The organism is Rhodococcus sp. MT28 (assembly GCF_058792695.1).
Genome location: NZ_JBXAFD010000023.1, coordinates 19,219 through 32,266 on the forward strand (window position 1 = coordinate 19,219; position 13,048 = coordinate 32,266).

10 protein-coding genes are annotated in these 13,048 nt (G+C 60.3%); 8 read left to right on the forward strand and 2 right to left on the reverse strand.

The window, feature by feature from the left end:
* Positions 1 to 2 precede the first annotated feature (2 nt).
* From AC1Q6C_RS31670 to AC1Q6C_RS31705, 8 genes are all read left to right on the forward strand, one after another.
* Positions 3 to 1,646 carry a M23 family metallopeptidase gene (locus AC1Q6C_RS31670; protein WP_075836582.1) on the forward strand — a complete coding sequence of 548 codons (1,644 nt, stop codon included), beginning with the start codon at positions 3 to 5 and terminating at the stop codon, positions 1,644 to 1,646.
* A gap of 16 nt (positions 1,647 to 1,662) precedes the next feature.
* Positions 1,663 to 2,271 carry a hypothetical protein gene (locus AC1Q6C_RS31675; protein ID WP_047269939.1) on the forward strand — a complete coding sequence of 203 codons (609 nt, stop codon included), beginning with the start codon at positions 1,663 to 1,665 and terminating at the stop codon, positions 2,269 to 2,271.
* Positions 2,272 to 2,734: 463 nt separating this feature from the next.
* A complete protein-coding gene (locus AC1Q6C_RS31680; RefSeq protein ID WP_143542646.1) occupies positions 2,735 to 3,367 on the forward strand; it encodes a hypothetical protein in 633 nt (210 codons plus the stop codon).
* A gap of 275 nt (positions 3,368 to 3,642) precedes the next feature.
* Positions 3,643 to 3,858 carry a hypothetical protein gene (locus AC1Q6C_RS31685; protein ID WP_190287676.1) on the forward strand — a complete coding sequence of 72 codons (216 nt, stop codon included), beginning with the start codon at positions 3,643 to 3,645 and terminating at the stop codon, positions 3,856 to 3,858.
* Positions 3,855 to 6,080: an FtsK/SpoIIIE domain-containing protein gene (locus AC1Q6C_RS31690; protein WP_083954826.1), complete on the forward strand. Its 2,226-nt coding sequence runs from the start codon at positions 3,855 to 3,857 to the stop codon at positions 6,078 to 6,080. Before AC1Q6C_RS31685 ends, AC1Q6C_RS31690 begins: the two co-directional genes overlap by 4 nt.
* Positions 6,081 to 6,113: 33 nt before the next feature.
* Positions 6,114 to 6,443 (forward strand): hypothetical protein, encoded by a 330-nt coding sequence (locus tag AC1Q6C_RS31695; RefSeq protein WP_047269937.1) that lies wholly within the window; start codon positions 6,114 to 6,116, stop codon positions 6,441 to 6,443.
* Between the two features lie 465 nt (positions 6,444 to 6,908).
* Positions 6,909 to 7,592 (forward strand): hypothetical protein, encoded by a 684-nt coding sequence (locus AC1Q6C_RS31700; RefSeq protein WP_075836594.1) that lies wholly within the window; start codon positions 6,909 to 6,911, stop codon positions 7,590 to 7,592.
* Positions 7,593 to 7,665: 73 nt separating this feature from the next.
* Entirely contained in the window at positions 7,666 to 8,376 is a 711-nt protein-coding gene (locus AC1Q6C_RS31705) for an A24 family peptidase (RefSeq protein WP_190287675.1), read from the forward strand.
* A 452-nt stretch (positions 8,377 to 8,828) separates the two neighbouring features.
* On the opposite strand, the gene AC1Q6C_RS31710 is transcribed toward AC1Q6C_RS31705, so the two are convergent.
* Complete coding sequence (locus AC1Q6C_RS31710; RefSeq protein ID WP_492667024.1) at positions 8,829 to 11,315, reverse strand: tyrosine-type recombinase/integrase; 2,487 nt, start codon at positions 11,313 to 11,315, stop codon at positions 8,829 to 8,831.
* A complete protein-coding gene (locus AC1Q6C_RS31715) occupies positions 11,312 to 12,571 on the reverse strand; it encodes a tyrosine-type recombinase/integrase (RefSeq protein WP_492667025.1) in 1,260 nt (419 codons plus the stop codon). Before AC1Q6C_RS31715 ends, AC1Q6C_RS31710 begins: the two co-directional genes overlap by 4 nt.
* Between the last annotated feature and the right edge of the window lie 477 nt (positions 12,572 to 13,048).

Here is a 13,048-nt window from a genome sequence, read left to right on the forward strand (position 1 = left end):
CAATGAACTACAAGCACTGGATCGCGATGGCTCTCGTTCCAGTAATGGGCGCTGTCATGATCGTCGCCATCCCGATCATGATGCTGCTCCGTAGCGGGTCGGATGCCTCGACAAGTTGCGGCGGGCCTGCAGTCACGGCGCCTGCCGGCGCCGAAGTGGCACCGACCGACCCCTCCGTTCTCGCCGGAAAACAAACGGAGATCGTCCGCACGATCATTGCCGTCGGCGAACAGATGGGCTTCTCCGATCAAGGCATCATCGTCGCGCTCTCCACCGCCTCTCAAGAATCCGGATTCAAGAACTACGCGAACGACGGAACCGGCATCTTGGCAGCCGATCAAATGGATGTCGCCAAGTCGTTGAACTACCCGCACGACGCGGTCGGCAACGATCACGGCAGCGTCAATCCATTGCAACAACAGTATCCGTGGTGGGGAACGATGGACGAGCTGATGAACCCGCAGATCGCCGCGGTCAAGTTCTACGAAGCTCTCAAAAAGGTTCCCGGCTGGGAATCGTTGCCGGTCACCGTTGCCGCGCAGAAGGTGCAAGTTTCGCTGTACCCCGATGCCTACGCCGACGACGAGATCATCGCTCGCCGTCTGTACGCGGAGAACAAAGGCGCAAGCAAAGACGCACCCGCGCTGCCCCCGCAATACGACAAGCCGGTCTCCGGCGGACCGCAGGACGTGGGCGACAGCCCGGTCAACGTAGGCGACAGTTTCGAGCTCGACGTTGCCGACGTCCTGTGCGGCGGCGGCGCGGCAATGGACTGCGCACCGACCAACAACCCTGCGGAAAAGGGACTCACACCCGACGCCCTCCGAGTGATGCGGTGCATCACCGAAACCTTCGGAGAACGGCCCTGGGCGAACATCGGAGATCGCCCGTCGGGCGTCGACCGGGATCATCAAGAAGGTCGCGCCGTCGACGCGATGATGACCGAGGGCGACGACGACTACCGCACCCCCGCCGGCCGGGCCAAGGGCGACGCGATCGCGGACTTCGTCGTCAAGAACGCCGACGCCTTGGGCGTCAAGTACGTCATCTGGTACGAGAAAATCTGGACACGAAGCCAGGACGCAGTAGGGCAACCAGGAAGTTGGGGACCCTACGACTACCCGCTCGGAGGAAACAGCACCGACACCGTCGCCCACCGCGACCATGTCCACGTCAGCGTCTACGGCAATTCCGCGATCGCCGCGCCCGGTGCCGGCGCGATCGGTGATGGAAACGCGCGGCTACCCGTCGACCCAGGCAAATACACGATCACCTCCGGCTACGGCTACCGCTCCAACCCAACAGGAACGGGCGGGCAGATGCATGCCGGTCTCGACTTCGGAGCAGCCTCCGGGACCCCGATTTTCGCTGTGACAGGAGGAACCGTCACACAAGCGAGCAACGTCGGCGATGGCTACGGGAACTGTGTTGTCATCACCACCGGCAACACTGAGACCCGGTACGCACACCAAGTCGACGGCGCAATCAAAGTCAAGGTCGGAGATCAGGTGAGCGCGGGAACGGAAATCGGTGGAGTCGGCACAACCGGAGACTCCACCGGCGACCACTTGCACTTCGAGGTTCGGGTGGACGGCAAGAGCACTGATCCGATGCCGTATCTGCAAGCCATGGGCCTGACCCCCTGAAAGAGAGAAGCACGTGATGTCATTGCCACCGCTGGGGAACCCTGATGACCAGGAATTTTCCGAGGAGAATGAACCCACCGAGCAGAAGCAACCACCACGCTCACAGGTGGTCATTGCCGGACTACGCCGACATCGATTCGCGGTCGTTGCCATAGCTCTGATCAGCGGATTTCTGCTCTACACGCTGGTCATCGATCGACCAGATGACTCCTCGACGCCTTCGGAGACACCCACCACGACATACGTGGCGGAGGCTCCTCCTACCGAAGCGGAAGAAGACCACGGTGACGGCACGGACGCCGACCACAACACCCCGATGGGAGTGGCCGGCCAGTACCGGGTGGTCGCCCGCGGCTTCGCGCAAGACTTCACCACACCCGGCGCTGACTGGTTCGACCGTGTGAGCAGGTGGGTGACACCTCATCTGGCGCAGGGCTACGCGAGCACAGATGTCCGTCGGGTGCAGCCGGCGCAGCTGGTCGACCTCACCGAATACTCCACCGGAGCTTCTGTTTCGGACTTCATCGCCACCTACGACACCGGACTCGAACTGGCGATTCGAGTGGAGTACAGCTCCACAGGTTGGCAGGTCAGTACCTGCCAGCCGATGAAAACTGCGTACTGACTATTCGCTGAACATTCCAACAAGAAGGCCGAGACCGCATCCGATGGATGTGGCCTCGGCCCTTTCTCGTGTGTGCACAGACTTGCCGTTGACGGTCGATTGGAAGGCGTCTGTAAGGGGGTCATGCGGATCTGACCGTGAGAGAGATTGTGTGCTGACGCAGTTGTGGCAATAGCGCAATATAGCCCTGGGCTGGGGGGATGCGCTCCGTCCTTAGACTCGCAAGCTCGTCACGTCGGAGCGTACCTCCCCTGTCAAGGGGGTGTCCACCGGAAACCTTTCAACCAGGAGATTTGCCTCGGGTGCCGAACGGAAGGGCACACGTGACCCACAAAGCGCCCACCATCGACCCACCACTCTGCGGCCTAGTCGGTGCCTGACCTGTCACAGAACGCGTTCATCCGAACCTCCTCTCTTGTGAGAGTCGAAATTCCGGCTCGTCCACAGACGGAGGTTGAAAACGGTGAATCCCCCTACGAAAACGGTGAGCAGCGACGGATCTGGTGCCGGTGGCGCTTCGGTGGCTCAGGAAGGGATCGAATACGGAAAAGAAGGGAAGGTGTGGCTGCCGGAGGAATATCCCCACCACTTCAGCGCCCGTCGCTCAGAGGCAGACGAAGTGACGGCGCTGGCAACTGCTGTGTGCGCAAAGGGTTGGTCGCTGTCTGTCATTGAGCCGCGCGCCGGTGTGCTTGGAAGCAACCGCGGTCTCGATCTTCAGGCGCACGCCACATTCGATGACTCGGCGGGAGTGCAGGGCGTTCTCCGCGAGGCGCTGCTGCTCATGCAAACCCGTTATGGGCAGTTGTTGTCAGGGTCCGTCGACCAGTTCACGGTCTTCCCGCCCCACATCGTGTTGGTTGACGGGCTGGATGAGTTCTTCGAGGAGCTGAACACACGAAAGAATCCCGCGTACTCCTGTGCCGAAGCCAGGCAGGTACGACGCGACTGGGACTACATCGCCCGGAAGGGAGGTGCATTGAGAGGAAGCGTGCACATCCTTGCCACTGGTTGCTCGAAAAATCTCTTGTCGTCGACCGTCTACTCGGATTTCGATCGAGAGGAGTGGTTCTGGATGAGTATCGATGGGCTCTGAACTAGGCACGGAGTCACGAGAGGCAACGCGTTCCCGCTCTCGAGGTTCTTTTAGGTTTGATCTGCCGCGTTGCACAAGCTCGCGAAGTTACGAAGAAGGACTCGTCTCTCGTTCCTGGCATGTGGGACAAGACGATCATGTCCGTCACCTCCCACCGGTGGCGAGCTCGCCACCGAAAAAGAAATTTTCGCTTTCCCTGTCACAGAACGCGTACATCCGAACCTCCTCTCTTATGAGAGCCGAAATTCCGGCCCGTCGAGACGGAGGTACGAATGATGACGACCACAACGGGTCCGACAAGCATCGCCAATGCGAAGCAGAAACCGATGATCACTTCGGTCCTCGTGTTCGGAGTCACGGGTAACTCGGCACGAGTTGTGGCAAGTCGCTCGTACCCGAGCAGCGAAGCGACGAAGGATGTGCCGGCGGCGACGCTCGTGCACCTCGGTTCTTGCGTGCACTGCCTTCCCGCTGTGGAGGTGAGGGCATGACCGCCTCGATGGAAAAGGGCGTTTCGCGTGCGATGGAACTTGCCTCCGCACGCCAGATCGCCGCGCAGTCCCCGCCACTGGAAGCGCGCCCGCACCCCTGGTTGCGCAACGCCGCCATCACCGCCGCCGGAGGCGCAGTGTTCGCCAGTCTCGCCTCGATCATCGATCAGAGTGCATGGGCGGTGCCGATCGCCGCGGCTGGCGGCGCGACCGCAGTCGGCGTGGGGGCACTGGGTTATCGCGCGAAAATGCGTGACGTCGAGGTCGACCGTGCGATCGAACAGCTCAGCCCTCAGCTAGGACTTGCCGCGCCGAGTCGGGAAACAATCAAAGCCAGCCGGTGGGATGCGCGGGGGTGGCCTGGGCGTCCTGGGCGCCTCGTGATCCGATACGCGTCGGCGAAATTGTCGCTCGACGAGCACTTCATTGCGCGCATCAACGAGGTGCTTTCCGGTCAGGCGTGGGGCGAGTACCGATTGCAAAAGCACGACACTCGGCGCCGGCGAATCATCTTCGTTCCGACTCGCGCCAGCGAAGAAAAGACTGTTGAGGAAGCCGCCAGCATCGCGCGTGCGAAACGCACCGTTCTGACCTTGCTCGGACCCACCGGCAAGATCACGAAGACGGAGTTCGATCCGGTGACGGGCGAGTTGCGCGCATTGGAAGCAAGCCACGAAGTCGGAACGAAAATAGCGCCGTCGGGGTATCGCAACCGAATCGAGCGCACAGTTTCCGGGTTGCTGTCAGGGCGGTGGCGCGCGAAATGGGAACTGGAAAAGGACACAGTTCGATTCGAGGTCCGCCCGAACTTCGAAAAGAACGTGTGGCACCCCGCTCCAGTTCTTTCCGATGACAACCCCTTGATCAACTACGACAGCGTCAAGATTCCCTACGGCATCGACGAAGACGGTCACGTCATGTACTGGCGGCCAGCCGTTGACCCACACATGATGCTGGTCGGTTCCTCCGGAACAGGAAAGACAGTCACCGCTCACACTGTCTTGACCGAGGTCACGGCCAACGGCTGGATCGTATGGGTCGTAGACGGCAAGGGAGTCGAATTCCTCGGTTTCCAAGACTGGCCGAATGTACAGATCGTTGCGGCACAGATCGCTCATCAAGTCGCTGTCATCCATCGTGCATGGCAAGTCATGGAAGAGCGATACGCAGCGATCATCGCCGGAGAAGCTCAAGAAACCGACTTCGAACCTTTGGTGCTGTTCATCGACGAGTTCGCAGATTTCCGCGGCAACCTTCTCAACTGGTACTCGATGATCAAAGGCAAGGGAGATCCCACCAAGCCTCGTACATTGCAGGAAGTCGGATCGATCGCCCGTAAAGGTCGAACATCCCGGGTGCATATGGTTCTCGGCACCCAGCGCCCGGACGCCGAATATTTCGGTGGCGACATGCGCGACAACTTCCGGATGCGCGTCTCCATGGGCAGGCTCTCACCACAAGGTGCGCAGATGATGTGGGAGTCGATGAGTATCGGCACTTCAATTCCACGGGGATGCCGCGGTCGCGCCACCACAGTTAACGACGCGAATGACGCAGTGGAGATCCAGACGTATCGCACACCGGATCCACGCAAGGTGGGCCCGGGGGATGAAGGTTACGAGCTTTTCGAGGTTCTTCGTCCCGCGGTGGCTCGCCATCCGCGCCTGCTGATTCTCGATCCCGAACCTGACGAGGTCGACATCGACAAAGGCGACTCCGAAGAAGTGGAACTGAGATTTCACAACTACGCGATGGCGCCGTGGGGCCGTGCAGAGGACCATCCCTACAGCGATCCAGTTGCGCTGCGCGCCAAAGGAAGGTCGCGTGATACCGCCCGAGGCGCCACCCCGCTCGAAATTCTCGGAATCTACTCCAAGCGGCTACCCCGCACCAAAGATCTCCTTGACGCTGCAGAGTCTGCCCACGCTCGGCCCGAACTCACTGTCGTTCCGGAGTTGCTTGCCGATGACGTTGTCGAGGATGACTGGGAAGGCTTCAGCGAACCGGCCGTGAGCTCGCCAGGGGACATCCAGGTAGGCGACTTGATCTGCGTCGACGAGGACACCGACCACTGGGCCGTGGTCGACAGCGACCCTGGCCCGGACGAATTCGACGAGGACCACTACGCCATCACCTGGCGCGGAGACGGCGACTCCGAAGGCGTCCTATCGGTCCCCGAGGACGGCGAGGTCTCGCTCCGTCGAGCTCTCGAATTTGCCTGAACCGCAACCACTTCACTAGTCAAGGACAAGTACATGTCAAACTCGAATTCTCGAAACACCTTGTCGGACTCGGACATTCTCATCTTGATGTGCCTGGCACCGTTTGCTGTCCCGCTCGTTATCGCACTGGTACCTGGATGGTGGGGCACTTCGCTGACGTGGCTCGTCGAGCACAAAATTCTTGTCGCCGCGTCGGAGTCGCCACTCTTCACATTTCCTGGCCAGATCGGCGGCGTTGACCTTCCTCGACTCGTCATCGTTATTGCAGTCCTGCTTGCTGCAGTGGCGTGTGGGTTCAGTGCACTCCGAGCTCTGCACGATCGCCGGATCGATCGCCGGCTCGCATCGGGGGACAGATTGTGATCGGCCGCTTCCCATCGGCTGCCCTGGACGACGAGGTCCGGACTGCGGTATCGTCCGAATCGCTAGTTGAGACACGGACTGACCATCCGTGCACACACAATTTGAAAAGAGAATCCAATGTCCTTGGATAACGCTGTTTCACGCATGCCTTCTGTGCCGTGCACCCCAACTTCGCCGACCTACGAAGACGATGGGCTGTTTCCGCTGCCGACTTCCACCGCTAGAGTGGAGAGCAGGCCGGCTTACCGGTCCACGGAGCCGGAGTCTGTGAGAACGGGTTGGTCCCCTGACTCCAGAACCCGGTTGGACGACGTTTCACGTCGCTCCTCCTCCGGCGGCGGGACGTTTAGGACAACCTCCCGCCGCCTGAGGTCCACCACGGTTTTCAATTCCGACACGGTTTTCAATTCCGACGGATCGCGCCGGCATCTGGAAGTTCTTGAAGAAGCCGGACTGACTCGACGCATGATCGCGCGCTCGGCGAAGGTCAGTCTCAAGGCGCTTTCTACGATCAGTTCGCAGACACAAAAGCCGATCGATGCGTCCGTCGCGCAACGAGTGCTTGCCGTGACGTTTCACCCTTCTGACGATCGGACGAGGACTCCGGGCGTGGGCGCGCTACGACGCATCCGTGCGCTGGTCGCGATGGGGTTCCCGTTCAGTGATCTGGCACAGCGCCTGGGTGTTTCGCAGGAAGTACTGGAATCCTTGCCGGAGAAGGGCTTGATTCGTGTTGCGTTGTGGGAGTCGATCGATCGTCTCTACGACGAGCTTTCGATGACATCGGAAGCTCCGAATCCCGCAGTTCGAGATTGGGCGCGCGATGTTCAGGGCTGGGCGCCTCCGTTGGCGTGGGATGACGATGAGATCGACGACTATCGAGCCCGCCCGCACCGGCCCCGAGGTCTCAAATCGCTCGATCCTGTTGCCGTCGAACGTCGTCTGAATGGGGAGCGCTCCATCAATCTCACCCTCGCAGATCAGGAGGCGATCGTGAAGGTGGCGCTGTCGCAAAAGTGGCCCGTCGCGCGACTGGCCGACGTCCTCAGCTGCGACGAGCGAGCAGCCAACTCACGACTGGTCCGTTATCGTGCTCGAATGAGAACGAAGAGTGCCGCTCATGGCGAGAGTGTTTCGGATGTTGCGTAGCGCCGCGCGAGCACAGTCGTCCACCATCCGAGTCCTTGTCTCTCTTCTCGTTGTCCTCTGTGCATCGGGAGGCGTGACACTTTTGGATAGCACTGCTGAGGCACTCCACGCCCAAAATCGTGTTGTTTCTGGCGCACTTGTCGTCGGAATTACCCTGATCTGCTCCGTGATGGCGTCGCGCGGTTTGCGAACCGCTGTCACTGTGTGGTGCAGCGACGCGGACATCCCCTTCGAAGTCACCAGCGCAGCTACCCACATTGCCTCTATCTTCACGGCCGTTTTCTGGCTTTTGACAACAGAATTCGCGAACATGGGAGCAGCGTTGCCTGCCGTCTTGGCACTGTCGACTATTGCTGTGTGGTGTGCGGTCATTGATCAAGCAACGATGCGAATTCCGACTTCCGCCGCCTACACCGCAGCAGCAGTGACGCTTTTGCTGATTGTCGTTGCAGGGCTGTTTGATTCAGACGCGTCAGCGATCCTTCGTGCGGTCGTGGGCGGTTTCGCGACAGCGCTGATGTACCTGCTTGTCGCGTGGGCCACGAGGGGAGGGGTGGGATTGGGTGACGTCAGGTTAAGCCTGAGTCTAGGATTTGTGCTCGGATATCAGGGTTGGCCGAGCGTAGTTGCCGGGCTGATTTGGCCGGTAATCGTCTTGTTCCCAGTGACGATCGGCGCGATCATTCATAGGCGCATAACTCGATCAACCGAGACAGCGCGAGAAATTGCCGCCGGCCCGGGTCTTGTCGCGGGTTGTGCGCTAGCCCTCGCCTTGAACGGTTGAATGGAAACCGGAACTCGTCTGGTAACCGAAAGATCCATACTCACATCATCCTCTGAACCGCCAGTGTTCAGAGGATCTTTTTTTCCTGTCTTCGCAGGTTAACAGCTATATCTCAAAAATGGCGTGTCCAAAGTGTAATGGGTCGTCGTTATGGTCCGAACCAACAAACTGATCGGGGAGGGCACTGTGAAAATCTCAGGTAGATCCAAGGCAATGGCATGGGTTGCAGGAGCGGCTGTCGCGGCAGGTGTTGCACTGGCCACCTATCCGGACGCGGCTCCTGCTGTACCTCCCCAAGTCCCGAGCGCAGAGGTTCTACAGAGCGCGGTGAAGGTCGCGGGCCTAATCGAGAGCTCGTCGGTCGTAGACGACGTTCCGAACGTTTCGGGCTACCAGAGGGGTTGTGGGAAGGGAGAGTTTTGCTTCTCTGAACAAGAATTCAAGCTTGGTAATCATGTGGAAGTCCTTCCCGAGATCGATCCGAATCCAGGCATTCCGAGGTCAGTTGTTGCCGATCCTCGTTTCATCGTGGCATCGACCTGTGCGATCTTGTCCCTGACTCCGGTGTAGCTGACCTGCAGTCCTTCGACTTCACCCAGCCAGCCTTCCTGTTTGGCTTCGATGATGCGGGCTTCGAGGTTGTCTCGGATTTCTTCGAGCCTGCCTCGCTGCGTTGGATCCGGCCGCAGGAGTGAGCATCTGACGCAAGCATGCTCATGGATGCAGGGTGTGCCGAACGACCGTGCGCAGGTCCCGACCGATACTTTCCGCTTCTCGAAATGAGACAAGAACGCATCCCATTCCTCGTCGGTCGGTGTCCGGTATTCCTCACTGGGTCTCATCGAACGACGACGCGCGATGAACGCTCGATGCGCTTCGATCGTTTCCGAGGGGTAGACGGCCTTGTAGCCCATCGTCGTGTCAATTGTCTTGTGCCCGCAAATAACCTGTGCGATATGGGGTGGCAGGCCGTTCATGATCGCGTCGGTGACGAATATTCGCCGGAAGTCGTGGGGCTGAAACATCAACGGATCGCCACTGGCATCGGTGAGAGCTGCCACGGTGAGCGCATTGATGAGGAGCTTGCGGACGAAACTCGGTGGGATCGCTCGGCGTTCGTTTCCGATTCCCCGCTGAAAGAGCAGCGGCATCGGCGGATTCCACAGCTTCTCCTGCGTATCGTAGGCAGCCACGAGCGGTATCGATCCGTTGGGTTGCCGCGAACGCTGAACTACCGCACTGAGGACTTCCGCAAGCTCGGGACTGACCAAGATCAGCCGCTCGGTATCGGTCTTCGATGGAGCTATCTGCAGCAGCGGAACCAGTTCACCGGTACTAGGTAGTCGATATTCGGTGATGCTGTGGTGACTGAGCTCGAGGAGCTCTTCATGACGGATACCGCTGAGCCGCAACACTTCGATAGTGGCGAATGCCCAGAATGCTTCCTCGTCCTCGTAGGTGAGATCGCGGCGAACACCGGTAACAGTATTGTCGGCCCATACGACGCGGCCAGTTCCCCGACGGATCAAGGATCGTCGCAGTTCTCCGTCGGTTCCCGAGATCACCTCACCTGGTTCGGTGTTCTGCGCCGCAACAAGTAGAGCCGCTGCGGCCGCGCGGCGGTCAGCTGCGGACCGAACCAACTGCGACAGGACAGGCAATCGCTCGCGAGTGCGCTGATCCATCCGCGCTTTACGGTGTTTGAGTTCCTTGCCTCTTTTGACCTCGGCGTCGCTGATCGGGCAGGGCGCCACCCACTGCGCCCAGCGTGCCGGATCTTCGACGGCCCAGTGCGCGAGGTCGAGATAGAACGCACGCACTTGCAACAGATTGTCTTTGTAATTCTTTCGGGGCGAAGTTGTTTCGTGCTTTCGTCCCGCCGCGTCGACGGCGGTGCGTGTGATCGATCTCAGGTCGTCCTTCCATGCTCGGGCAACGTCAGGCGGCAGCGCCAGGGTGTCGATACCGGGGGCGAGTGTCTCGACGCGGCTCCAGAACAGCCCGGCGAGTCCTCGGGCACGAGAGTTGAGACTGGTGTAGTCCAGCGCGGGTTGACGCTCGCGCAGATAGTCGATGAGCAGAGCTCGGATCGGTTGGTTCTCGATCGGGTAGCGGTCGACGAGTTGTTCGATCGTCAACTGTCCGACCGGAGCGCCGAACGCACGGATGCTGTGTGGTGCATCCTCGGGAAAGATGCCCATCGCACGTAGTCGCAGGTAGAAATCGATCTTCTTCTGACCGCGGCGGGAGTGCACCTGCGCCATCGTGTCGATCAGCTCCACGCAATCGCCGACAGTGATCTCCGCGACCGTCCCGCCTTTGGATACCAGCAGGGTCGCGATTCTGGTCGCTGCGATTCGTGCATCGTCTCGCGAGGTATCCGGCTGAGTGGCAGCAAGCTCGTCCAACCGCGCGAATCCGTCCGGATCTCGCAGCTTTGCCATCATCGGCGCGAGAAACGGGTGCGCCCGGGAGAGCATCCACGGCAACTGCGGCCGGATCACGTCCAGGCACAGCAACATCAGCAGTCCTGCAGCCAGGTCGTTGCGATCATGTCTGACAGGGCGCCCGTGTCCGGCAATCCATTCCACCGGGAGATCGGCCCAGGAGGTTGTCGCGCCGTAACGAGACCCGCGGATGTTCTCGGCGCCGCTGGCGAGCCACCGGGCTTGCCAGGTATCGCCTGGCACCGAAGCCAACCAGGTCAGTATCTTGATCACGCCCCGGTGCCGTCCGGCTCGGGTGGTGACCGCAGCCTCAGCAAGCACCGAGCAGTTCAGTCGGGCCTCGACCTCCTCAGCAGAGGCAGCGGTGTGCGGCCACCAGAGTTCACCTTCGCGTGGTGGAAACTGTTTGTGCAGTTGGCGAATCCTCGAATGCGGCACCGGTGTGACCTCGAAGCGTTCCGGGCGGGTCATGTGCTTGACGGCAGTGCTCACAACGGCCTCCCGAACAGCACGCTCAACGCTGCCGGATCGTATCCAGGAGCAGGAGGCGGCGACGGAGCCCGCGGATGTTCCCGCTGATCAGCAGTACGAGCGTGGTGGGCCAGGACGCTGGCGATCACCTCGTCCTTATCGGGTGTCAGATAAATTTCGGTCGTCGACAAATGTGCGTGCCCCAGCACCTCTTTGACCTCCACCAAGGACAAGTGCGGGTCGTTGGCCATCCGCCTCGCTGCACTGTGACGTAAGTCGTGCAGAGTCCAATCCGAACCGAGGGTAGCATTCGCACGCTCGAACATCCGATGCGCCGCATGGTAATTCAACGGGCGGCGAGGCCTTCGCAGTGTCCACCACAACGGTTGCATCCGTCCGAGTGGCACCTCGCCCCGCAACTGCTCCTGATACAACCGCAACCAGACGAACGCGTCCGCCGACGCGGGTACCTGCTCCACCGCACGTGTTCCCTTGCGCACCACAGTAATCAACTGCTGCCCCGGGTCGACATCGCACTCGCGGACTCCCAACAACTCCGACGCTCGCACCCCCGACGAAATCCAGAACGCCACCAACGCCCGGTCCCGATCCGACGACAATGCCGCGAACAACTTATCGAACAGATCCTCGGGAATCGCTCGGGGAATCCGCTGCGAGACCCGAGGCCGGTAGCGTCCCACACGCTCAGGTGCCCAATGATCCATCGGATTGTGGTGCGCATGAGCCCGTCTCGACCGGCGAGAGAGATCGAGAGGGAACGGATTCAGGAGCGGGCCAGTACCTGCGTCCCGATGAAAATCGTAGAAACTTCGCAGCACCGTCTCACTGTGCGCCACTGTCGCCGGCGAGTACCCGGCCCCCAGAGCCGGTTTGCCGGTGACAGGATTCGGCGATGCCGCAGCAGTAGCAGCCGCCTCGGCGCTGGCCGGCACCACTGATCCTTGTCGTGCCTTCGCCGTCAACTGGATCCAACAACTGAAATCGCGGGCATCGACCCGATCGGCACGATCCCACGCCACGTCCACAGCGTGAAGGAACCGCCACCATCTGAGCAGATCCATACCGTATGAACGCACCGTCGCCACCGACCTCCCGGAAGCGATCAGCTCCCGGAAGAACACCTCGACGGACTCCACTCGTTCATCGTCGCTGCCCTGCAAGACGTAAGGCTCCGCCGCCTGACCTGTCGCTATCAACCGACCCACTCGGGCCACCACAAGCCCCGACAGATCTCTCGAACTTTCCCCTTCGCTCATGTCCGCAAGCTACCGACCCACATCGACCCCACCCCTTCAGACCTGCACCATTCGGCATTTAGTTCAGTCAACGGGGCAGCTTTGGACCTGCGTGGACCGATGACTACGACGGACCAGGCGGCCACGACGGCTGCGATACACGCATTATCTGCACGCAGTTTTGACATATCTCAAAACCTTGCTGGTAGGCCCCCATTGTTCGATGTCGACGGTGTGAGTTATGTGAGTGACGATGGTCAGTTCGTGTGACGGTCGACCGGTTCGACCGCACGGATAGGGACGATGGCATGTTCAATCACGCACGTGGCCGGTTGATTGGGTTCGGTGGATGTGTAGCACACCTGGTCTGATGTCGGGATTTCCCGACAATCATCCTCATGAGTTTTGTTGATAAGAGTGCAGATCCTCTGCACTGCATATGATTTAGGAGTTTCACGTTGCATAGTCGCTTGGTGCGTTCCCGTTCCCTCCTGGTTG

What these genes read in the sequence shown, in the direction of transcription:
- AC1Q6C_RS31670 (WP_075836582.1), top strand. Translation starts at nt 3, where the DNA reads ATGAACTACAAGCACTGGATCGCGATGGCTCTCGTTCCAGTAATGGGC.
- AC1Q6C_RS31675 (WP_047269939.1), top strand. Translation starts at nt 1,663, where the DNA reads ATGTCATTGCCACCGCTGGGGAACCCTGATGACCAGGAATTTTCCGAG.
- AC1Q6C_RS31685 (WP_190287676.1), top strand. Translation starts at nt 3,643, where the DNA reads ATGACGACCACAACGGGTCCGACAAGCATCGCCAATGCGAAGCAGAAA.
- AC1Q6C_RS31690 (WP_083954826.1), top strand. Translation starts at nt 3,855, where the DNA reads ATGACCGCCTCGATGGAAAAGGGCGTTTCGCGTGCGATGGAACTTGCC.
- AC1Q6C_RS31695 (WP_047269937.1), top strand. Translation starts at nt 6,114, where the DNA reads ATGTCAAACTCGAATTCTCGAAACACCTTGTCGGACTCGGACATTCTC.
- AC1Q6C_RS31700 (WP_075836594.1), top strand. Translation starts at nt 6,909, where the DNA reads ATGATCGCGCGCTCGGCGAAGGTCAGTCTCAAGGCGCTTTCTACGATC.
- AC1Q6C_RS31715 (WP_492667025.1), bottom strand. Translation starts at nt 12,571, where the DNA reads ATGAGCGAAGGGGAAAGTTCGAGAGATCTGTCGGGGCTTGTGGTGGCC.